Below are 20,864 nucleotides of genomic sequence, written 5' to 3' on the forward strand. Positions count from 1 at the left end.
TTTTTCTTGTGGAAGGTATACTTTCTATATAGAGTATACGAATAAATACAAATGAGTGTAGACAATTTAAGGAAGAGCGTGTAAGCAAGTATGGATTATTAAATTGAATATATCCAGTATTTCTGATGATGAAGTAAAGAAAAAAGCTTACCACCTATCGAGATAATATGGATAGTTTTAGGTAGGTGATAGTTAGTAGAGGGGTAAGGAGAAGTTGTTATGTAGTGTTAGGGGAAAAAGCCTTAGGACCTATTATTGGGAGTTGTTGCTTATCCGAAAGGGGATGAGATGGGCGCCAAACGGCTAAATCGGCGGGAAAAAAGCTGGCAGAAGAGAGCAGTAGATCAAGCTGTAGAATGGCTATTGGAGCATCAAGATGCTGACGGGTGGTGGTGTGGTGAGCTAGAAACAAACGTGACCATGACTGCGGAGCATGTTTTGTTGCTGCGTTTCTTAGAGCTCAGTGTAGAACGTATCAGGGAAGGTGCCATCAGGCATATATTGAGCAAACAAAGGGTGGATGGATCATGGGCACTGTATTTTGGTGGTCCCGCAGATTTAAGTACTACAATTGAGGCCTACGTAGCGCTCAAGGTGCTGGGAGTAGATACCAGTTGTGATATGATGCAGAGAGCACTCAAGGTGATACATCAACAAGGAGGAATAGCGAAGGCCAGAGTATTTACCAAAATCTGGCTTGCCTTGTTTGGTCAGTATCCTTGGTCGGGCATTCCTAGCATGCCTCCTGAGCTGATCTATTTGTCACCCAGGCTACCATTGAATCTTTACGACTTTGCATGCTGGGCCCGTGGCACTATAGCTCCACTATTAATTGTGCTTTCACACAAACCGACTAAAGCTTTAGGATGCAGTGTAGCCGAACTAATCGTGCCGGGAAGTGAAAATCACCTTGATCGAGTACCTGGCTCAGGACCTTTCTGGTGGCTTGATAAGCTGCTAAAACTCTATGAGGCTTTTGCCTGGCAGCCAGGCCGATTACGGGCTCGCCAGAACATAGTTGATTGGATCGTAGAGAGGCAGGAGGCGGATGGGAGTTGGGGCGGCATTCAACCTCCCTGGGTGTATTCATTAATTGCTTTACATATAGAAGGTATGGGTCTCGATCATCCAGTCATGCAACGAGGCATAGAGGGCCAGGAAAACTTCGTTCTGGATGATGAGGGTGGGTGGAGATTTCAAGCCTGCATGTCGCCGGTTTGGGATACAGCCTGGGGGCTACGTGCTCTGAGGTATGCTGGTTTAAGACGCGACCATCCCAGTTTAAGGCGCGCAGTTCAGTGGCTTCTGCGCGAGCAAATTTTTTCAGGGGGAGATTGGCAGGTGCGCTGTGGCCCAATAGCTTGTGGCGGCTGGGCATTTGAATTTGAAAATGACATATATCCTGATATCGATGATACTGGCGTGGTAGTGTTAGCCCTGCTTGAAGCAGGAGAAAGAGAAGAGGTATGTAAGGCTACGGAGAGTGCGGCGCGCTGGGTAGTGGCTACCCAGTCGAGCAATGGTGGATGGGGAGCATTCGACAAAGATAATATGCGTGGGATGGTCTATCGTTTGCCGTTCGCCGACTTTGGGGCACTTTTGGACCCGCCTTCAGAAGATGTGACGGCGCATGTTCTGGAAATGTTAGCTCAGCTAGATGACATGGATGCAAGACGGCATATACAAGCAGGCCTTCAATATTTACGCTCAACTCAGCGCTTAGACGGTTCCTGGTTTGGTCGCTGGGGAGTTAACTACATATATGGAACATGGTGTGTCATTTCAGCTCTTGTCGAGCTACGAAAACGAGGGTATAAGGTTCAGGATATGATTGATAGAGGGGTCGTATGGCTGGTTGGGCACCAGAACGACGATGGTGGATGGGGAGAGACATGCTATTCCTACGAAGATAGTACCTTTGCGGGCATAGGAAGTAGTACTCCATCTCAAACGGCCTGGGCAACCTTAGCCTTACAATTAGCCGGACTAGATCATCATAGCGCTTGCACGCGTGGATTAGAGTATCTTTGTCAAACTCAGGTAAGCGGTACATGGGAAGAGCGCGAATATACAGGTACAGGATTTCCTCACGACTTCTATATTAAATATCACCTGTATCAGCATGTGTTTCCAACCATGGCCTTGGCAAGAGGTTGCCAGGCGCAACAAGGCTAATTTTCAGGAGAATCTTTTCCTCCTGCAGAGGACTCTTGACTAAATCAAAATATTATTCCATAATTGCGGGCTCATGCAGCCTGGCGCTTAGCTGAAAACCGACGAGAAAACTGCTTCTTTTGTTATACCTTGTGTCGCAAAAAGTAAGAGTTGAGAAAGAAAAATGTTGCATGCATCTGAGCCTAGCTACGCTGGCGTAACCATCTCTGCCCATGAAACAAGTGCGCTAAAAATAGTAGAACGCCTTTTGCGGGAGAAGGGTTTCCTCAAAGAAGGTGCTAGCATTCCTATTTCATTTGCTGAAAGGCTAGATGGAAACGCTGGGGAGATAGGTTTGCGGGTTGAGAATAATGTGGTAGTGGCTATTTGGCTGCGGCACTGTGAGCTAAAAGAACTCCCAGAAACGCTGGGAGAGCTTACTGGCCTACAGCACCTGGATGTGACCAACAATCGTTTAACTAAGCTGCCAACTTCCCTTTGCAGCTTACAAAAGCTTAAAACTTTACGGGTAGATGCGAACTGCCTGAGCGAGCTTCCCGACGCATTAGGGAACTTACGGGAGCTCGAAGAACTTCATGCTGACAGGAATCAGCTAGTAACATTACCTGCAAGCTTAGGCCAGCTTAGCAGACTCAAGACGTTACGAGTATATGGTAATCGGCTAACCTCTCTCCCGGCAGGTATTGAACGGCTCATTCATCTCGAAGATATGAGTATCGGGCACAACGCGTTAGAAGAGCTTCCCGAATCCTTATGGCAATTGCCTCACTTACAATGCTTAAACGTTGCAGAAAATCACATTGCATTGCTTTCTGAGCATATAGGGAGGCTAACCCGGCTTCATACCCTCGATATAGCCCACAATGAATTAACGCGTGTGCCTGCTGCCTTGCGTGAGTTAAGTAATCTCACCTATTTCCTCTACATGAGCAATAACCATTTTACGTCTCTACCAGCAGAACTGTTTGAACGTCTAGAGCACTTAAGGTATCTCAACATAACAGACAACCAATTGCGCGAACTGCCTGCTACGCTAGGGCATCTCACAAAGTTGAGGGAGTTAAGAATATACAATAATCAACTCAGCGAACTACCTGAGACAGTGGGTAATCTGACTGATCTAAAAGAATTGCATGCTATGAACAACGCATTAGTTGCTTTACCAGCATCGTTGGGAAAGTTGAAGAGTCTGACAGAGTTACGACTATCTAATAATCGCCTGGCTCTGTTACCAGAAACATTTGGCGAGATGAACAATCTTGCGCTTCTCGATTTGCGCAATAACCAGTTACAGGAGCTGCCGGAGACATTTGGCAAATTGAGCAATCTCACCCATCTCGACCTGCGCGCTAATCAATTGAGAACGTTGCCAGCAAGCCTTTGTAAGTTGCCAAAACTTGAGAAATTAGATCTACGCTGGAACAAGTTGACGAGATTTCCTGACTGGTTATCTCAGCTTGAACGGCGCGGATGTATGCTCTATCTATAACTGAACAGTACCCATTTCCGAGAAGAGTGATCACTAACAAAAAAGGCTTAACAGGTCCATCGATCGCTTTTCTTACATGGCGAGCCAGTCTGCATGTTCGTTGAGGTGCAAGCAGCAATAGGGCCAACCCTCGTCTTATTCCAGAGATACAAGAGATTGACTTCCCTCGAACCAAAACAAAGAGAGGACTATACCTTTTACGCTCTCTCTTTGTTTTGTGAGAGATGATACCTACTTCTGCTGATTGGACTTTTTTACTGCCTGCTGTTCTTCCGTAATTGGCAGGCGAATGGGCGTCTCAGGATCGGTGACAATGGTATAGATCAATTCTAATTCCTCGTCCACCTCATTCAGGTGAGCGGGTTGGTTGGGCTGCTGGGTGGGTTGTTGATCGGCCATGTGAAAGGACTCCCTCCTCTTGGATGAGATCAGCGAAGTGGTTCCAGGATGAACAGATCACACTACGAAACGGATATCTACGTAGTTGCCCTTCCTCAAGCATTTTCACGTTATAGCCAACCAGGACGAACCGCTCTTGCTCACCTAACACTGTCTGTGCATCGGCAGAAAGCGCTGACCATCCTTGAGCAAACAATTCTGGTCGATCATCGATAAGAATGGCCTGCTCTTGTGGGTGATTGTGTAACCAGGAGGCAATTACTGGGAGTTTACTGGCCCCGTGGCCACTGAAATGTACCCGGTGGGGAAAGGGATAGTGGTAATGGCTGAGCCATTGTTTGGTAGAGGTCTGAATGCGCTCGTTTATTGCTGCATACTTTGCCCGCATACTCGCCGGCGCATGTGGTTCGAGCAGGACCAAGCGAGCAGTAGCATAGCTCATAGTGTGTCCTGCTTGTGCCAGCATCAACAAGGCGTGCTGGCTCCCTTCAATAGGTATATGTTCTCTCAGAATAGAGGGTTCAAGATTCAGGCTGGAAAGAAACTTCTGGCGCTTGCGCTCTCCCTCAGCACCAATTTTCTCAATGAGGGCCGGCAATTGCAAGAAATCTTCCCAGCTGAGGGTTGCCAGTTGCTCGGGCGGCAGAGAGAGCTTGAGGGCAACATTGAGGAGCCGCATAGTATGTTGCGGGTTACGCCTGGCAATTGTGCCGTCGATATCCACAAAAATATGCATCTTCGTTGTCCTCATCGCCTTTAGATTCCACTTGCATCATTCATCTTCGCGCCGGCGCCTGGCCCCAGGCGGTGAACAGGTGACCGTGGATTTGAAACGTGGATTGTCCGAGCTCGGTCAAAACCTGTTGGGAAAGCGCATCATAATCCTTGGGCAAGCAGCCCCATTTCTGCAGAAAGGGACGCAGCGTAAGCACAAGAAAACGAATGTCTTCCTGATAGGCCTCTGCTGCGGAGGTGCCAGCCTGGAAGCCGAGCGGCTGCCTGCGGCTCTTGGCATGCAGGCAGCCGTGCTGGCTAAGCAGATCGAACAGACGGGTAGCTACTGATGCGCCATCCTGCGTGAAGAGATGGCCAGCCTGAAAAAATGCCTCCACCAGATACCGATGGAACTGGGTAAGCGCTGGGCTGGTAGTCTCTGGCGCTAATTCACCTTCAACGACCCTAACGATGCCTCCAGGTCGGCAGACGCGTTGCATCTCGCTAAGCAGTTTGGGCCAATCCCAGGTGCGCAAAAAGCTGATACCAAAGCGCAAGTTCACAAGGTCAAAATAACCAGAGGGAAATTCGAGCATGCGCAACGCATCCATGACCTGAAATTCCATTCGCGATGTCAGGCCTTGCGCCTGGATTTGGGTGCGGGCTGCCTCGATCATGCGCCGACTCACATCGATACCGATAAGTGTCGAGATGCCTGGGTAGGTCCTGGCCGTCTCGATCAGCCAGCCACCCGAGCCACAACCTACGTCAAGGAGCCGGCGTATCTGGGTTGGATCATCTTGTTCGGGCAGCACCCCACCCATTGCTACCGTGAAGAGATGATCCTGGACCTGTAAGCGCTCAAGCTCTTGTTGGTTGGAGCAGTCCTGCACTATGTAGGTCGAGGGCTGTTCGGTTGGAGGTGTCTCAAAGGGTGATGGCATGCTACACACTTCCTGTTCTTGCAGGCAGATCTTCTATCATCTACCTCTGCCTCTCGGAGAGGTTCCATCCTCCCTGCAAAGAAGTATAACACCAGCTTTGCCGTTCTGTCGAGCTTTTCGCACGTAATCTGAGGCTGGGGCTTTTTTCTTGCGACTGCAGCTTTCTCTTGAGCATGTAATAGTGAGAAAGGCTGTCATCTGACGCATATCTCCCTTTTTGGGGCGCAGATATGCATCGTATTTAGACCTCCATTTGCCTCTTGCCTCGAAGGCTGTAGGGTTCTCTCTGAGAGCTGAGAGAGCGCTGTTCTAAGGAGCTGAAGCTTTCTGCTAAGCAAGATAATGCGCGTGGAAAGTCAGTCCCTCTATCTGCATAATTGCTGCACTCTTCTGCTAGTTCTCGTCAAGCAAGCTCCTCTCGCTTTACTAGATCTGCTAGAAGCCAAGCTGCTGCTTGACCAGGACCGTCGTAATCCGACCAGGCTTGTGCTCTGCAGTGATGGTCAGCAGTTTATTGATGGCGCTTACGGCACTGAGCTGGCCGTAAGCGCGCTGCATACGTTCACTTTCTAAGGGAAGGCAATAGTCGCGGATGCGGCCCAGTCCATCTTCCAGTGTGCCCACGAGCTTTTGCGTGCCCACCACCCAGATCACCTTGCTCGCACCACAGGCCGCGGCGCTTAACTGGCTGCCAGAGGCTGAGGCAATGAGCACTTCGCCAGCTTCGGTGACGGCGTGGACGCTCCCCACCAGGACATCGGGAGCAGCGATCAGCTTGCGTATCTTGTTGCGCTTGGTTGTGTGATCAAGCGCCGCAGCCTGAACGCGCACTGATTGAAAGCGGGTTGCGCGTTCGATCTGCTCAGAGAGGCCAATCATCTCAAGAGTCCGTGAGGGCAAATCATAGACTGTTGCACCATTGGGGATCAGTTCAAGCACACACTTGCTGGCTTGTTCGCCGGTCTCACAGACGACCACGCGGATACCGTGGGCATGCAGGGCCTTGACGGTCTTCTCGATCTGCTGCCCCGATGCCAGATGAGTAAATATGGAAGGTGAGAGATTGCTAGTCATTGAGCGCGTTTTCCCTTTCTTTCTCGTATAAATGTTGAGATGCACCTGGGTGCACTGGCTCTGGTGACACGCTCTCCTCTCGCCGCTCATATGGTCGCTCAGATCAATGATGCCTACAACCGTTCAGCACTAGAAGAAAGGTCCATATGCAACCAGGTTCATCCAAAAAAGTACTATGGCAAAAGTTCGAGCACCGCTTTGCCAAGCCCCAAATCGACCGGCACCGAAGCCTGCATGTGGACAATTAGCCACTTGCCACCGATCTTGCGGAAGCAAGCGGTCCAACGCAGCCAGTGACCAATCTTCTGCCCAGTGGTCATGCTTCCGCTCAGTCGGTTGAGGCTGTGAGCAAAGGCCATGTCATCGCCCACGGTGATATCCAGGTTAGCTATTTCATAGTTGATTGGACCCGGAAACGACGTGAACGCCTCTTCCCATCGTTTCCTGTGTGCCTCTACTCCCAGGCTATGCAGCGGGGGCGTGATGTCGAACGACACGAAATCGGGAGCGTACATGGACAGAATCCCATCGATGTCCCTCGCGAGAATCGCCTCGACCCCCCTCTCTATGTTCCTTTTGATTTCAGCTTTATCGTCGTTCTTGTTGTCTTCAATCGACATTGTTTCCTCCTTACGGAATGCGCATGAAAGACATCTGTCCACTTTCGTGAGCCATGTCTCCGGCGCGCCATTCGGGTAGATTCTTCGCAATGATCACCTCTCGGCCCAATTCATCCGGTGATTTCTTCTCTCCTTTTGTGCTTTCGAGCCGAGTAAGCACCTCTGCGCCCTGTGTTAGTAGCATTACAGCTCTCATACCCAACTTGTAGGGGCATCATACTGAAAGAGCATTGTGTGGGCACATTTGTGACAACCAATACCTGTCACAAAAAGGACCCCTCGACGCTCTTTCTATGTGAAGATATTTTTGGAGGAATCTCCACAACATTTTTACCAAATGGAGAGCTTTATCCTGCTAGAACGGCTGCACCCAGCCGAACGAGCCGTCTTCCTGCTCCGCGAGATCTTCGAGTACGATTACGCAGAGATCGCTACCTTTCTTGAAAAAAGTGAGGTCACGTGTCGGCAGTTGTTCAGCCGGGCCAAGAAACACCTGGGCGAGCACCGCCCCCGCTTCCCAGCATCCCCCGAAACCCAGAAGCATCTGCTCATCAGTTTTTCTCAGGCGGTAAGGTCTGGTGAGATGGCCGCCTTGATGAATCTGCTGGCAGAAGATGTCACGTTTTGGGGCGATGGCGGCGGCAAAGTTTCGGGGGCCGCGACGCAACCGATAGCTGGGTGTGAGGCCGTGACACGTTTCTTGCTAGAAACAGGGAGTGCGGTCTGGCAGTCGTTACCGCAGGGGTTCCAGGTAGAGTTGGCAACAGTCAATGGTCAACCAGCTTTGATTACGCGCGTCGGCTCGCGCACCCTTTCAGTGCTGACGATTGAAGTGAAAACCGGGCATATTCAGACCATTCGTATTGTATCCAACCCGGATAAACTCTCCCATGTCTAACACCACATGTTGCATCTACCCCAAGCGTGGACCGAGACGCCTCTAGGCCATTCGAAACTCGGAAGAGATGACAAAAGTGAGTTCCAGGCCCCAGCTCAATACGGCACTTCAGGCACAATTCCCCAACATCTCCATGCCGTATGATACAGCTCGGCTTGCGTAGCACGAGCCTCGCTGCTATAATCACCAACATAACGCGTTGGGGAATTCGCGCGAATATGACATAATTTGCGCTAATAATCTGTATCAATCAAGGATCATCCGGCCAACGGGAAGTATTTTGTATGCCTAGAACGTCTGCCTATACGCTTGTCTGGCTTGCTCAACCAGCTGCCTATGAGCTGCGCAAACAAGGAAAAACTGTGGGACGCTTTCTCAGCCCTGGTGATGAGCAATGGATCGCTCAGGCTGCCAGCCTCTCTTCTTTTTCTTTTGAAGGCCAACATGGACATTTGACCCTTTTGAAGGAAACGCGTGCGCGTGGCAACGGCTACTGGTATGCCTATCGAACTCAGAACGGTCGTACGCTTAAGCAATATGTGGGCTCAACACCCTATCTCACTATTGCACATTTAGAAGAGATTGCACAGGTTCTCACAGCCCGCCAATATCGTGCTACCCTTGGATCAAAAGGCCAGAAAGAAAATACAGCGAGCATATACGCGCCACTGCTTTTATCTAAATTGCGCTTGCCTCACTTGCCTACACCTCTCGTTTTGCGCGAACGCCTGCTTACTCAGCTCGACGAGGCTCTAGAGCATAAACTTACGCTTGTCTCTGCTCCTGCAGGTTTCGGCAAAACAACCCTGATCAGCCAGTGGATAGCAGATCGCACTTCCTCAACTCATGCTCGTCCTCTTACCATTGCCTGGATCTCGCTAGATGCCGGTGATAACGATCCTATACGTTTCTGGCACTATATCTTCACGGCTTGCCAGAAATTTGCAGCCTCGGTGGGACATTCAGCGCTTCTGCAGTTACGCTCAGGCTGGCAACCTCCCTTTGAGCACTCGCAGTTGGAGACATCTCTTACTACCTTCCTTAACGAGCTATCTGCCCTCACCAATGAAGGCCTTCTGGTGTTGGAAGACTACCATCTGATTACAGAGGCACAGATTCATGAGACACTGGCGTTTGTGCTTGAGCACCTTCCCTCCGCTCTGCATGTGTTGCTGATAACGCGCAGTGAGCCCCCACTTCCGCTGGCTCGCCTACGCGCTAGCGGCGATCTCTATGAGCTACATGCGGCTGATCTTCGTTTCTCCTCTACCGAGACAGAGGCCTTCCTGCAACAAGCTATGCCGCTCAGACTTTCCCCACAAGCAATCAGACAGATTGAGATTCGCCTGGAAGGCTGGGCTGCGGGCCTGCGCCTGGTCACACACGCATTACATAGGTACAGTTCTTCTCAAGAAGCTGAACATTTTCTTCTGAATTTCGCTGGAAGCCACCGATCAGTCCTTGAATATTTTGTCACCGAGTTACTGGAAACTCAGCCCGAACCTTTACAGCGTTTCCTTCTACTTACCAGCGGCCTTAGCCGTCTCACCGGTCCCCTATGTGATGCTCTACTTGGGCGCAAGGATAGCACCCAATATCTAGAGACCCTCGCCCGGTCCAACCTGTTCCTGGAAGCCCTTGATGCTTCTGGACGCTGGTATCGCTACCATACGCTTTTCGCCGAAGCTATGCAGCATGAGGCCCGTCGTCGCCTGGGTGAAGAGGCCTTAAGAGATGCCTTTCATAAAGCCAGTCTGTGGTACGAAGAGCACGGCTTACAGACCGAGGCTATCGAAGCTGCCCTTCAATCTCAGAACATGCTCATCACAGCAGAGTTGATCGAACATTTTATTGATAGCCATGAAATCCATGGATTCCGCACGTTGCAACGCTGGCTAGAACAAGTTCCAGAAGGGGTTCTGTCTGTCCGCCCCACGCTCTGCCTGAGTTACGCTTCAGTTATCATGTTCTCCAGCCCCTACAGGCTGCCTCCAGCAACTCTGGCTCAGATTGAGAAACTGCTTCAGGCGGCGGAACAGGGCTGGCAACATGAGCAAAATAAGGCCAGACTGGGAGAGGTTTTCGCTTTCCGCTCACTAATCGCTTGGCGGCACGCTACGCTCAAACAGGCGATAACCTATGCGGAGCAGGCGCTTGCCTGCCTTCCACGTGAAGAACTGCCCTGGCGCAGCATTAGCCTATCCGTCATAGGTATGGCCGAGGCATCTTCCGGCCAGCTCTCGCTAGCTCGCACACGGCTAGAGGAAGCAAAAGTGCTATGTGAAACCATTGGCAATCATCATTTCAGCCGACCAACTACTATTATGCTTGGCAGTGTCTGTGTTGAGCAAGGAGAATTACACCTTGCAGCTAAATATTATCGTCAGGCACTGACAAACGCTAAAGAACATGAAGATCTCTCAGACATAGCCCATGCACAATTGAGCCTGGCCCAGCTCTCTTATGAATGGAATGATCTAGCCGAAGCAAGGCAGATTGTCAGTGAAGTGCTAACTTCAGGCCTGCCAATCCTTGACGAAGAAATTCGCCTTAACGCTCACCTTCTCCTCGCGCATATTGACTATGCCCAGGGAGAACCTGCTGCCGCAATACACGAGTTGGGTAGCTTGCTCGACTGGCTACAATCTCATAATCTTCACTCTTTTACGCGAGCTGTTCTGGCTCATCAGGTGCAGTTTGAGCTGGCCTGTGGCGATCTAGCTGCTATATGCCGCTGGCTTACTCTGCACGAGCGCTTTGATAGTGCTCCATCTTTCGCCCTCCACGAACAAGAGGTGCTGCTGATGGCTCGCTGGCATCTTAGCCAGGATAAACCTATGCAGGCCTTGTCGCTGCTCAATCCAGTACTGGAAGCAGCTTACGCAGCCGGTCGTATCCAGAGTGTATTAAAGCTTCAGGTGCTTATGGCCCGGGCCGAAGCTGCCAGCAGGCAAGGACACGAGGCCCGTCAACGCTTGCAAGCTGTACTCAGTCGGGCTTACAGTGAGGGTTATCTGCGTCTTTTTCTAGATGAAGGGGTTACGCTAATTCCTTTACTGCAAGCTATTCTTGCGCATCTGCATGACAGGCCTTTAAGTGCTTACCTGCAAACTATTCTGCAAGCTTTCTCGGCTGAGCATAAGGACGAACGCAATCCCTACCCCTCTGACTATGCATCTCTGACCGCACCGCTCTCCCCTCAGGAACTGCGTGTCTTACGCTTGCTGTCTGCCGGTCGCTCCAATCCGGAAATCGCGCGTGAATTGGTAGTCTCTGTCAATACTATCCGCTCACAAGTACAGAGCATTTATCGCAAGCTCAACGTCAATAACCGCATCGCAGCTATGGAACTGGCCCGCCATTTGCACTTACAGAAATAACTTCACGCACCTGGCAAATACAATCTTGCATCAAGCTCACTGCTTGACGATCTGAAAAGTTCTCAACATTTCTCTCAACTGAGACGTTGAAACCAGTTTTCCACTTCCTCGTGTGCGAGCTCACGAACGATCTCAACATTTAAATGCAGCGCTTCGTCTGGTAATCATCCGGCGCCAGATCGCGATAATCATCGCATTGGGTGATGTCAGTTCATCCACTCTTCTCCTAAGCTATACCCACTAACAAAACAAATAGCCCGCATAATCCGGACTATTCCAGCTTTAGAAAAGAGGAAATGATATATGAGGCACATTCAATTCGGTTTAACGCTCCCCTCCGCTAACGCAACAGATCTTTCACACCCGCTGTTTTTCAACAGCATTCGGGCAGCAATTGAAATGGTAACAGGACACTTTGATTCGGTATGGCTGCCTGATCATCTACAGTTTGCTAGCACACCGATCTTTGAGAGTTGGACAATGCTCACCTACCTTGCTGCCTCATACCCTCAATTGCGCTACGGCCATCTGGTGCTCTGCCAGCTCTTTCGCAATCCAGCCTTGTTGGCAAAGATGGCTGCAACTTTGCAGCACATGAGTCAAGGTCAGTTCATCCTCGGCCTTGGCGCCGGCTCTGCCGAGGATGAGGCGCTGGCCTATGATTTCTCTCTTCCAACAGCCGGCCAACGTGTGAATGCATTGGAGGAACAATTACAGATCATCACTTCTCTATGGCGCGAGGATAGGGTGAGCTTTTCCGGCACATACCATCAGATTACTGAGGCTTCTTGCCTGCCTCATCCTGAGCCGCTTCCGCCTGTGCTCATCGCGGCTTTTCAGCCTCGTATGCTGCGTCTAGCAGCTCGCTACGCCGACTGGTGGAATACAGGAATGATCACTCCAGAGGAAGCCAGAACCCACATACAGGCCTTAGATGCCGCCTGTGAGGCGGTAGGGCGCGATCCAAAGACGTTGCGCCGCACTATACTGCTCAATTGTTCTTGCGCCACAACTGAAGCCAGGCTAAAAATGCTAAAAGATACGCATACAAGCCCTTTCGGCCCCGGACTTGTAGGAAAGCCGGCCCAAATCGTAGAACAGCTGCAAGCCTATGTCGAGCTTGGCTTCGATTACTTCATGTTTATGCCCGGAGGCCTCCCTCGTGATCTCACAACGTTAGAGCTACTCACTCACGAAGTGCTGCCAACTTTAAACAAGCTTTATTGTTGACTCTATTGTCCAATCGATACATCGACTCGCTATACAGAAAGTTATGTCTATATGAAATTATCCTATAAATGGCTGGTTGCTATTGTGCTCATCCTTGGCGCTTTTATGAGCTTCCTGGATCAAACCATTGTCAACATCGCTATTCCACGCTTGCAAAGCGTCTTTGCAGCAGATCTACATAGTGTTCAGTGGGTCGTTAGCGCTTATATACTCACTCAAGGTGCTTTAGCGCCCACTATGCCCTTTCTTGTGCAGATGCTAGGTAGTAAACGCACCTTTATTCTCGCTCTGGCGGCATTTACTCTAGGCTCAGCCCTCTGCGGCTTGGCCTGGAGCTTGCCCATATTGATTCTCTTTCGCGTGTTCCAGGCTCTCGGGGCCGCTATCCTCTGGCCACTGATTATGACGATTCTCTTTCGCGAGTTTCCTCTTGAGGAGCGCGGCGTAGCAATGGCAGCAATAGGTGTTCCCATGTTACTTGGCCCAGCTCTTGGTCCTATTGTTGGTGGATACCTCGTGACTTTCGCTACCTGGCAGATAATCTTTTTCATCAACGTGCCTATCGGTATTCTGGCTATCATCCTGGCACTTGTCCTGCTTCACGAGACCCATGTCCCGACCACCATTCGCTTTGATTTGCCGGGGTTCGTGTGCTCCGCCGCTGGCTTGACAGCAGTTCTCTATGCTTCATCAGAAGCTAGCACAGCTGGCTGGAGCTCACCTATAGTGCTCATCCCTCTATCAGGCGGGCTATTGCTGCTGCTCGCCTTTATCATTATCGAGCTAGCCATTGCCAGGCGCGGAGGTACGCCATTGCTCGATTTACGTCTGCTTGCTAATCGCTCCTACACGGCTGGTAGTATAGCGGGGATCTGTATTTTTCCCTGCTTATTCGGTATCGCCTTTCTTGTACCAATCTATCTGCAAGCTCTGCGCGGACTGAGCGCCTTTCAAACCAGCATGGTGCTCATTCCCCAGGTATTAGCGGCGATGCTCGGCATGACCCTTGGTGGTAAGCTTGTAGATCGTCTCGGCGACGCGCGCCCTATCGTTGCTCCCGGCCTTGTGCTAACAGTTGCCAGCCTCTGGCTTCTCGCCACAAGCACACTTACAACACCTTACTGGCTCTATGCGCTTATTCTTATGCTGCTTGCCTTTGGCTTAAATCTCGTTATGCAGCCTATCGGTGTAGCAGCGATGGCTGACCTACGCGAGACATCATCAATTGCTAACGGTTCGACGCTCTCAACCGTTATCCGTTCGATAGGTGGCTCACTTGGCCTGGCGCTATTATCCACATTAGTGCAGACACAGACACAAGCTCACCTGCAAGATCAGAAGCAAGCCGATCTTTCAGCCGCTCTCCTGTACAAGCAGGCTTCGCTTATGGCTATGCATGATGCGTTCTTCCTGCTTGCAATCTCAAGCATTCTAGCTCTGCTTGCAGCTATGTTTCTACATAAACGCCGGCCCTCCTCATCTAAGAAAGATGATGCTGTACCGGCTCACCATGCGCAATAGCTTTTAATCTTGACTAGCATCTAGGAGGCAACTCTATCCTTGCATCTGAATTGCCTCCTATTTGTACGGCAGGGCTATGAGGCTATGACTATCAAGAAGGCGCCTTCCAATCAGCCGAAGCTGGCATAACAGGTGGCTGTGACGTCTCGTTGACTAGCAGGCGGAAAACATCGGGACGTGCATAGTGACCAACCACGTCAAAATCATATTTGCCGCGCCTGATATCTGACATATCCAGATCAGCAGTCAGGATGCATTCGCCCGTAAAATCTGGCCCGGCCAGGAATTGGCCCAGGGGACTGATAATACAGCTTCCTCCACGCGATAATACCTTCTCAGGATCATCGTTGGCAAGGCTATAATCGGCAGGATAATCGGAACGGCGCGTGAATTGGTTACAGGCCAGCACAAAGCAACGTCCCTCCATTGCGATATGTTGCATGGAGGCAACCCAGCTATCGCGCATGTCAGCCGTTGGGGCGCAGTAAAGCTGAATGCCCTTAGAATACATGGCCATACGCATTAAGGGCATATAATTTTCCCAGCAGATAACCGCCCCTAGCCGTCCCAAGGGAGTCTCAAAAACTGGCAAGGTCGAGCCATCCCCAAAGCCCCAGACCAGGCGCTCGGCAGCCGTGGGCATGAGCTTGCGATGCTTTTCCAGATAGGAACCATCGGGAGCGAAGAAAAGCACTGTACAATACAGCGTAGAGCCTCCACGCTCGATTACTCCAATTACTAAATAGACATGGGCCCGGCCCGCAATATCGGCAAGCATATCTACGGCTGGACCTGGCACATCAACTGAGCTATTCCAGTAGCGAACATACTCATCGCGCCCTTCAGGCGTACGTGAGCCAACTACGGCTCCAAAGGCAGTGCCACGGGGATAGGCGGAGATAAAAGCTTCTGGAAATACAACAAGTTGCGCTCCCTGCTCTGCAGCTTGCATCGTCAGGGTTCGTACTTTTTCCAGGGTACGCTCACGATCAAAAGATACAGGGGCAGCTTGCACTACTGCAGCACGAACAGTTACTACATCCTGAGTCACAACAACTCCTTTCTTCCTCGAAAGAAGAAGTATCAATAATGGAAATAATAGTATCTCTAGTGGCAGAATAAGCGTAACACACGCTGACATAGGTGTCAATGACAAGGTGCAGCCATGAACAAAACTGAGCAGAGCCTTGTACATAGCGTCGATTCTGCTATCCGTATTCTCGAACTCTTTCAACTAGAAAAACCGCAAGATTTTCCTAGATGGTCTGCCTGAAGTAGGCTATTCTGGAGCAGCGCAGAATCGCAAGATGCTCGTATGTTCCCTGCAAGAAGCCAAAGGCGTCAAATAAACTTGAAAGAGGAGAAGAAACACTTGAACACTGAATTGAACCCGACTACTGGCATTCGCGTTGATGTCCTGGGCCCAACGATAGAGGTCCTGACATCCCCGGATGCTGAAGGCAGTGATTTCTGTACATTAAAAGGTTTGATCCCTCCCGGCGTTGTGATTCCGCTTCACAGTCACGCCGACACGGAGGACTTCTTCGTAGTTTCCGGCGAAGTACAGGGACTCAGGCAAGGTTCCGAGGGCTACGAGTGGTTCACGGGGAAAGCCGGCGATTATGTTCACATTCCAGGCAACGCACCCCATGCTTGGCGCAACGTCTCCGACGAACCTGTGGCGGCGCTCATCATTACCACCCCCAAAATGGCACGCTTCTTTCTGGAAATTGGCAGACCGGTAACCAATTCGCCTCAACCGCCGACTCCTGACGTGATCGCAACCTTCCTGGCTGTCTCCGACAAATACGGCTACTGGAACGCCACTCCCGAAGAGAACGCGGCGGTGGGGATACCTCTTTAATTCTTTTCACTCAATGGGTATCGGCATCATTGCCAATCATTTCGCCTGGTAGCTCATACGCAACTTCACTGAGAAAAAGTACCAGCAGGCAAATGAGAGGCGAGAAGATCTGCTCAAGCAACCTTGTTTTCATGCGCCTTCTCGCTCATCATTTCTCAGAATCAGCGAAACTGCGTATGAGCCAGTTTCATGGATACCGCTGGCGAAGCTCCAAATCAAGCAACTGCTTTTCCTTACTTCACAAAAGGTGAGGCAGGATTACATCTATGGCGCGCTCTCTATCGGTAGCCCCAAAGGGCGTATCACAAACCTACTAGAAAAGGAAATACTCCCACTAGTGCTGCAAGAAAGGGATCGATTACTCGCGCAGCTGTATTAACGCTGACAAATGTCCCTGCTGGCTATAGCGCAAGCTTCGCAACTCACACTCCTGCCTCGAACCTGGAAGTTACTACTTATTTTGCCAAAGAGCTCATATCTTGGAATAGAGTATCCTGCTTCATTGTTATTCATTATGTACTGAGTACTCAGACAAGTCATTTAAGGAAAGCACAGTACGAGCATCTACCGAAGGCCTGGATAGTGCCCGCCAAAATGCTTCTTTATTATCTCTGCCCGACAGAGAATCTAAGGAGGTTGTGACCATGAAGGCATGGACACGTTGGCAAGATTGGGTCTCCCTTGTGTTGGGAGTACTTCTTTTCATTTCGCCGTGGATCTTTGGCACCGCGATGTACGGAACAAGTTCCTGGGATGCCTGGATTGTTGGAATTGTTGGAGTCATCCTTGCGCTACTAGCTCTTGCTTTTATTAATGCAGCGATGCCCCTGCGCTGGATCTCACTCATTCTCGGTGTATGGCTGTTCATCTCGCCCTGGGTCCTGGGCTTCGCAACGCTGAGCGCTGCGGCTTGGACGGCCTGGATTATTGGCATTTTGTTCGTTATTGTGAATGGCTGGACGCAGCTCGAAACACGCAGCCCACGCGTGGGTGCAACTGCATAAGTTACATAGCTCTTCCAGGTCTGATGTGGAGACAAGCGGGTTTTGCCCCCACATCAGCCCTATCACGCGCACCTTCCGAGCCTAGCATCGTCCTTGTTTTTTCTTTTCATGCGACTCTTGCTTCAGCAATCCAAAGCTAAATTAGCCCTACCAATTCACTGATACTCCACCTTCCCCTCTACTACCTCTCTCACTTCCGCTATAGCTACCTGGTATCTGGCTTGAGCATCCCCAGATTGACCAACTCTTACTTCTTCATTGCTACATTATTGTAAGATGAAAATATTATACGTTTGACCGAATTATATAAAGGGCAAGATTCGAAATCGAATAGATCGCATAGAGCGGACAGCCTCATTACCTCTGTTTGGTAAAGGCTTGCAGCAGATCATAACAAGCTTTCTAGACAGATGACATCTCAATCCTATTATGAGAGATTTACTGGACATATAACGTACTTTATAAGGATATTACACTTTTTATGGTCTGCCTCAGTTTAGGCAGTCACAATCGTAATTCTTTCCAGATGGGGACTAAGTGGTCGACAAAACTATGGGCAACGAAGATGTTGTTTCTGTTACCACATATCTGGCTCTTGCGTCAGTGCCAGACTCAGAGCCAAGAAAGAGGAGACTATCCATGCAACCTGGCAAAAGATTTGCCATAAGTTTCTTTTCGTCATTATCTTGTTTGCTTATGTTAGTGCTTGCCTCCTGTGGCTCAAGCAATGGCGCTACGCCTGCGACAACTGCTACATCCAAGGCGCCGGATAGCAAACAGATCTATGTCACAGCCCAGGGAGGCCATACCGATATCAAAACCTTTGATCCGGCACTCTCCACAGATGCGGGCTCCAACTACGCTATCCAGGCGGTCTTCACCGGTCTGGTGCAATTCGACGACAAATTGCAAATAACTGATCAGCTAGCCGCATCCCATTCGGTAAGCTCCGATGGGATGACCTGGACCTTTAAGTTAAAACCCAATCTCAAATTTAGCGATGGCACTCCACTCACTTCGCAGGACGTTATCTATAGCATTGATCGATCCCTTAAGCCATCGCTCAAGTCGACAGTATCTCCTACCTATCTAGCCCTGGTTAAAGACTCCGATAAGCGCTTTAGCGGAAAAATCCCTTCACTGATCAATGATAGCTTGCTGGCTCCAGACCCCCAGACAGTTGTCATTAAAACCAATCAGAAGGCAGCTTATTTTCTTGATGCTCTGGCCTATTCTACCTCCTATGTAGTAGAAAAGAGCCTGATCGACAAGTACGGGGATACGCAATGGGTTGAGCATCTCAATGAGGGCGGCGGCGCCGGCCCCTGGGAAGTCACCAAATGGCAGCACGGTAAGGATATCGAGTTCGCCCCCAATCCCAATTACTACGGCCCTCATCCCCAATTACACAAGCTGATCCTCGCATTCTTTGCCACCGTCGATACTGCCTTTAAGACTTACAAGACTGGTGGCATCAGCAGCACTGGTGTGCCAACCCCTGATATCAGTGAAGCCAAGGCGATGCCTAACAACCAGTTCCACCTGGTACCACAGTTATGGATCAACTGGTATGCTATGAATTATCTGGTCAAGCCCTTCGACAATACTAAGATTCGCCAGGCCTTCGCTCTGGCTCTTAACAAGGACTTGATCGCGCAAAAGGTACATCGCGGAGTCTACATCGCCACTAACCATATAGTTCCTGAAGGGATGCCCGGCTATAACCCCAACCTGACTGGCCCTGCAGGGGTGAAGGGCACGGCTGGAGATCCTGCTCTGGCCAAAAAACTCTTCCAGGAAGGCTTGCAGGAAGAAGGCATGACGCTACAAACTCTGCCTACCATCAGGCTAACCTATGCTTCTTCATTCCAGGCGGAGATGGATAATGAGATAGCTGTAGTTCAACAGATGTGGCATGATGTGCTCGGCGTTACAGTTAAGCCCGAATCTGTCGATCTAAATAAGCTCTATGGGGATATTTCGAATGCTACAAATAATCCCCAGGGCCTGATGCTCTGGATGCTCGGCTGGGTAGCCGACTATCCCGATCCCCAGGACTGGCTCACGCTGCAGTTTGGCAAAGGTTCGGCTAATAACAATGTAAATTTTGGCCAGAATCAAGCTAAGGATGCAGCTCAGCAGCAAGCTTTACAGCAAGAGATGATCCAGGCTGATGCCAATACGAATCCAACCGATCGCATGCAGCAGTATATGAAGATCGAACAAGAGCTGGTTAATGATGCGGTAGTAATACCGGAATATCAGGTAGCAGCCCCTAAAGTTCGCAAGCCTTGCGTCGCCGGTTTTGAGGACAACGACCTTGGTCTGGTGGCACCGGATAGCTGGAGTAAAGTCTATATCTCCACAGATCCTACCTGCGCCAATACGTCCATCTATCAATAATCCGACTTCGCTCAGACAATTGCACGCTCTCTATAAATCAGAGAGCGTGCAACCTTTGTCATACTGATGCTTCTCTCAACTCCCTCCTCTCATACCCATAAGCCAGCTTTTACTCTCTTAATTATTACTATTCATTCTCCAACTTCTCTCTATCAAACTACATCTTCTCCTCAAAGCAGCTCAGGACTCTATAGCTTCTGCTTCTCATCGCTCAACACATCTTAGCCTATGTTGCATATTCAACATAGAAGAAGGTTTGGCGATTGTAGTTTCCTCGCGCAGGTCTAGTATAGAAGCAACGGCTACGATGCCAGGCAAAATCTCAACCTCTTTTCAAGCAGGCTCTTCGCAATGCCAAATTTGGCAAATGTTATCAAGAAGCTGCTAACAATCTTGTGTTTTCCAGTCGACGAGATATAAGTAAAAGGAAGTTTATATGCCTTTTCAGCAGAAAGTACCTTTTGGCTGGTATTAGCAGACATTGGTACTGATTTTTTTGCTCGGATCTTTACAGATGATGTCTGCTCAGGTATTTTAGCAAAAGTCATGGGAGAGCCATCGCTAGAGCAACTGGCTCTGTATTTTCATCTCGATGATCGCAATCGTGCCTTGTTGGAACTGCGGCATCATGCCTATTCGCGCCTTGGCTTCGCCCCCAGCTTTGCAACGTTAGGTTCTTGGGAACATTCCTTTCCGATCCAGCCGATGTTCCTCACATAGTCGTCCTAACGCTGGCTTCTCAGCCCTAATATTGCTGATCTGAGCATTCTCTACCGCTATCGCGAAGGCGAAATGCGACGTGATCATGTCCACGAAATCATGGCCGAGTATGGCTATCAGGATTTCGCCTCCAACCGGAACACTTTCGCTTCCTCCGCTGGCACTCCACCCGCGCCAGGTGGAGTGAGGAGCGCATCACGGTCCTCTTTGAGGGGAGATCCAGTGCCGCCATGCAACGAGCTTCCCGTGCCGTGCTTCTTCGATCCTGGCAATGCTATGTCCTGGAGCATCATCCCGAGCCCGTACAGGGGCAGCCAGAAACACGTGTGAATCACCAGGCGTATATGTTGTTGGGAAAAGCATAGTTCTTTTAGATTATTTTGCTATTCCAGCTTCTGTTCCAACGATGGATAGCTCCCTACTTGCAAT

Annotated in this window: 19 protein-coding genes; 11 read left to right on the forward strand and 8 right to left on the reverse strand. The window is 50.1% G+C overall.

Annotation, left to right across the window (positions count from 1 at the left end):
- The first annotated feature begins 288 nt into the window (after positions 1-288).
- Both shc and EPA93_RS16025 read left to right on the forward strand, forming a co-directional pair.
- Positions 289-2,175 carry a squalene--hopene cyclase gene (gene shc, locus EPA93_RS16020; protein ID WP_129888473.1) on the forward strand — a complete coding sequence of 629 codons (1,887 nt, stop codon included), beginning with the start codon at positions 289-291 and terminating at the stop codon, positions 2,173-2,175.
- Between the two features lie 163 nt (positions 2,176-2,338).
- A complete protein-coding gene (locus EPA93_RS16025) occupies positions 2,339-3,664 on the forward strand; it encodes a leucine-rich repeat domain-containing protein (protein ID WP_129888474.1) in 1,326 nt (441 codons plus the stop codon).
- A gap of 231 nt (positions 3,665-3,895) precedes the next feature.
- Here EPA93_RS16025 and EPA93_RS48415 read toward each other — a convergent pair whose 3' ends face one another.
- The 6 genes from EPA93_RS48415 to EPA93_RS48420 form a co-directional block, all read right to left on the reverse strand.
- Complete coding sequence (locus tag EPA93_RS48415; protein ID WP_165423164.1) at positions 3,896-4,063, reverse strand: hypothetical protein; 168 nt, start codon at positions 4,061-4,063, stop codon at positions 3,896-3,898.
- The gene (locus tag EPA93_RS16030) at positions 4,011-4,814 is read right to left on the reverse strand and encodes a hypothetical protein (protein WP_129888475.1); all 804 of its coding nucleotides are present in this window, start codon (positions 4,812-4,814) and stop codon (positions 4,011-4,013) included. The genes EPA93_RS48415 and EPA93_RS16030 overlap by 53 nt, the downstream gene beginning before the upstream one ends.
- A gap of 25 nt (positions 4,815-4,839) precedes the next feature.
- Positions 4,840-5,721 carry a class I SAM-dependent methyltransferase gene (locus EPA93_RS16035; RefSeq protein WP_129888476.1) on the reverse strand — a complete coding sequence of 294 codons (882 nt, stop codon included), beginning with the start codon at positions 5,719-5,721 and terminating at the stop codon, positions 4,840-4,842.
- A 435-nt stretch (positions 5,722-6,156) separates the two neighbouring features.
- Complete coding sequence (locus EPA93_RS16040; RefSeq protein ID WP_242527422.1) at positions 6,157-6,795, reverse strand: LUD domain-containing protein; 639 nt, start codon at positions 6,793-6,795, stop codon at positions 6,157-6,159.
- Positions 6,796-6,968: 173 nt separating this feature from the next.
- On the reverse strand, positions 6,969-7,415 hold the full coding sequence (locus EPA93_RS16045; RefSeq protein WP_129888478.1) for a YybH family protein: 447 nt from the start codon (positions 7,413-7,415) through the stop codon (positions 6,969-6,971).
- 10 nt (positions 7,416-7,425) lie between these two features.
- Positions 7,426-7,599 (reverse strand): hypothetical protein, encoded by a 174-nt coding sequence (locus tag EPA93_RS48420; RefSeq protein ID WP_165423165.1) that lies wholly within the window; start codon positions 7,597-7,599, stop codon positions 7,426-7,428.
- A gap of 123 nt (positions 7,600-7,722) precedes the next feature.
- On the opposite strand from EPA93_RS48420, the gene EPA93_RS16050 reads away from it, so the two are divergent.
- From EPA93_RS16050 to EPA93_RS16065, 4 genes are all read left to right on the forward strand, one after another.
- A complete protein-coding gene (locus EPA93_RS16050; protein ID WP_129888479.1) occupies positions 7,723-8,313 on the forward strand; it encodes a sigma factor-like helix-turn-helix DNA-binding protein in 591 nt (196 codons plus the stop codon).
- Positions 8,314-8,597: 284 nt separating this feature from the next.
- On the forward strand, positions 8,598-11,693 hold the full coding sequence (locus EPA93_RS16055; protein ID WP_129888480.1) for a winged helix-turn-helix domain-containing protein: 3,096 nt from the start codon (positions 8,598-8,600) through the stop codon (positions 11,691-11,693).
- 303 nt (positions 11,694-11,996) lie between these two features.
- On the forward strand, positions 11,997-12,923 hold the full coding sequence (locus EPA93_RS16060) for an LLM class flavin-dependent oxidoreductase (RefSeq protein WP_129888481.1): 927 nt from the start codon (positions 11,997-11,999) through the stop codon (positions 12,921-12,923).
- Positions 12,924-12,974: 51 nt separating this feature from the next.
- Positions 12,975-14,444 carry an MDR family MFS transporter gene (locus tag EPA93_RS16065; protein WP_129888482.1) on the forward strand — a complete coding sequence of 490 codons (1,470 nt, stop codon included), beginning with the start codon at positions 12,975-12,977 and terminating at the stop codon, positions 14,442-14,444.
- Between the two features lie 91 nt (positions 14,445-14,535).
- Here EPA93_RS16065 and EPA93_RS16070 read toward each other — a convergent pair whose 3' ends face one another.
- Positions 14,536-15,495 carry a nitrilase-related carbon-nitrogen hydrolase gene (locus tag EPA93_RS16070; RefSeq protein ID WP_277988901.1) on the reverse strand — a complete coding sequence of 320 codons (960 nt, stop codon included), beginning with the start codon at positions 15,493-15,495 and terminating at the stop codon, positions 14,536-14,538.
- A gap of 333 nt (positions 15,496-15,828) precedes the next feature.
- Between EPA93_RS16070 and EPA93_RS16075 the strand changes: the two genes are divergently transcribed.
- A complete protein-coding gene (locus tag EPA93_RS16075) occupies positions 15,829-16,308 on the forward strand; it encodes a cupin domain-containing protein (RefSeq protein WP_207229568.1) in 480 nt (159 codons plus the stop codon).
- Positions 16,309-16,318: 10 nt separating this feature from the next.
- Here the strand turns inward: EPA93_RS16075 and EPA93_RS50385 are convergent, their stop codons facing one another.
- A complete protein-coding gene (locus EPA93_RS50385; protein WP_277988902.1) occupies positions 16,319-16,441 on the reverse strand; it encodes a hypothetical protein in 123 nt (40 codons plus the stop codon).
- A 511-nt stretch (positions 16,442-16,952) separates the two neighbouring features.
- Between EPA93_RS50385 and EPA93_RS16080 the strand changes: the two genes are divergently transcribed.
- The 4 genes from EPA93_RS16080 (at position 16,953) to EPA93_RS50390 (ending at position 20,800) form a co-directional block, all read left to right on the forward strand.
- Positions 16,953-17,312: an SPW repeat protein gene (locus tag EPA93_RS16080; protein WP_129888484.1), complete on the forward strand. Its 360-nt coding sequence runs from the start codon at positions 16,953-16,955 to the stop codon at positions 17,310-17,312.
- Positions 17,313-17,951: 639 nt separating this feature from the next.
- The gene (locus EPA93_RS16085; RefSeq protein ID WP_129888485.1) at positions 17,952-19,715 is read left to right on the forward strand and encodes a peptide ABC transporter substrate-binding protein; all 1,764 of its coding nucleotides are present in this window, start codon (positions 17,952-17,954) and stop codon (positions 19,713-19,715) included.
- A gap of 546 nt (positions 19,716-20,261) precedes the next feature.
- A complete protein-coding gene (locus EPA93_RS48425; RefSeq protein ID WP_165423166.1) occupies positions 20,262-20,435 on the forward strand; it encodes a DUF4158 domain-containing protein in 174 nt (57 codons plus the stop codon).
- A gap of 230 nt (positions 20,436-20,665) precedes the next feature.
- Positions 20,666-20,800, forward strand: a complete 135-nt coding sequence (locus EPA93_RS50390) for a hypothetical protein (RefSeq protein WP_277988903.1) — start codon at positions 20,666-20,668, stop codon at positions 20,798-20,800.
- Positions 20,801-20,864 lie beyond the last annotated feature (64 nt).

The organism is Ktedonosporobacter rubrisoli (assembly GCF_004208415.1).
GTDB classification, from domain to species: domain Bacteria; phylum Chloroflexota; class Ktedonobacteria; order Ktedonobacterales; family Ktedonobacteraceae; genus Ktedonosporobacter; species Ktedonosporobacter rubrisoli.

Bases quoted from the DNA above. Each gene is read 5' to 3' on its own strand.
- shc (WP_129888473.1), top strand. From the start codon at position 289: ATGGGCGCCAAACGGCTAAATCGGCGGGAAAAAAGCTGGCAGAAGAGA.
- EPA93_RS16025 (WP_129888474.1), top strand. From the start codon at position 2,339: ATGTTGCATGCATCTGAGCCTAGCTACGCTGGCGTAACCATCTCTGCC.
- EPA93_RS48415 (WP_165423164.1), bottom strand. From the start codon at position 4,063: ATGGCCGATCAACAACCCACCCAGCAGCCCAACCAACCCGCTCACCTG.
- EPA93_RS16030 (WP_129888475.1), bottom strand. From the start codon at position 4,814: ATGAGGACAACGAAGATGCATATTTTTGTGGATATCGACGGCACAATT.
- EPA93_RS16035 (WP_129888476.1), bottom strand. From the start codon at position 5,721: ATGCCATCACCCTTTGAGACACCTCCAACCGAACAGCCCTCGACCTAC.
- EPA93_RS16040 (WP_242527422.1), bottom strand. From the start codon at position 6,795: ATGACTAGCAATCTCTCACCTTCCATATTTACTCATCTGGCATCGGGG.
- EPA93_RS16045 (WP_129888478.1), bottom strand. From the start codon at position 7,415: ATGTCGATTGAAGACAACAAGAACGACGATAAAGCTGAAATCAAAAGG.
- EPA93_RS48420 (WP_165423165.1), bottom strand. From the start codon at position 7,599: ATGCTACTAACACAGGGCGCAGAGGTGCTTACTCGGCTCGAAAGCACA.
- EPA93_RS16055 (WP_129888480.1), top strand. From the start codon at position 8,598: ATGCCTAGAACGTCTGCCTATACGCTTGTCTGGCTTGCTCAACCAGCT.
- EPA93_RS16060 (WP_129888481.1), top strand. From the start codon at position 11,997: ATGAGGCACATTCAATTCGGTTTAACGCTCCCCTCCGCTAACGCAACA.
- EPA93_RS16065 (WP_129888482.1), top strand. From the start codon at position 12,975: ATGAAATTATCCTATAAATGGCTGGTTGCTATTGTGCTCATCCTTGGC.
- EPA93_RS50385 (WP_277988902.1), bottom strand. From the start codon at position 16,441: ATGAAAACAAGGTTGCTTGAGCAGATCTTCTCGCCTCTCATTTGCCTG.
- EPA93_RS16080 (WP_129888484.1), top strand. From the start codon at position 16,953: ATGAAGGCATGGACACGTTGGCAAGATTGGGTCTCCCTTGTGTTGGGA.
- EPA93_RS16085 (WP_129888485.1), top strand. From the start codon at position 17,952: ATGCAACCTGGCAAAAGATTTGCCATAAGTTTCTTTTCGTCATTATCT.
- EPA93_RS48425 (WP_165423166.1), top strand. From the start codon at position 20,262: ATGGGAGAGCCATCGCTAGAGCAACTGGCTCTGTATTTTCATCTCGAT.
- EPA93_RS50390 (WP_277988903.1), top strand. From the start codon at position 20,666: ATGCAACGAGCTTCCCGTGCCGTGCTTCTTCGATCCTGGCAATGCTAT.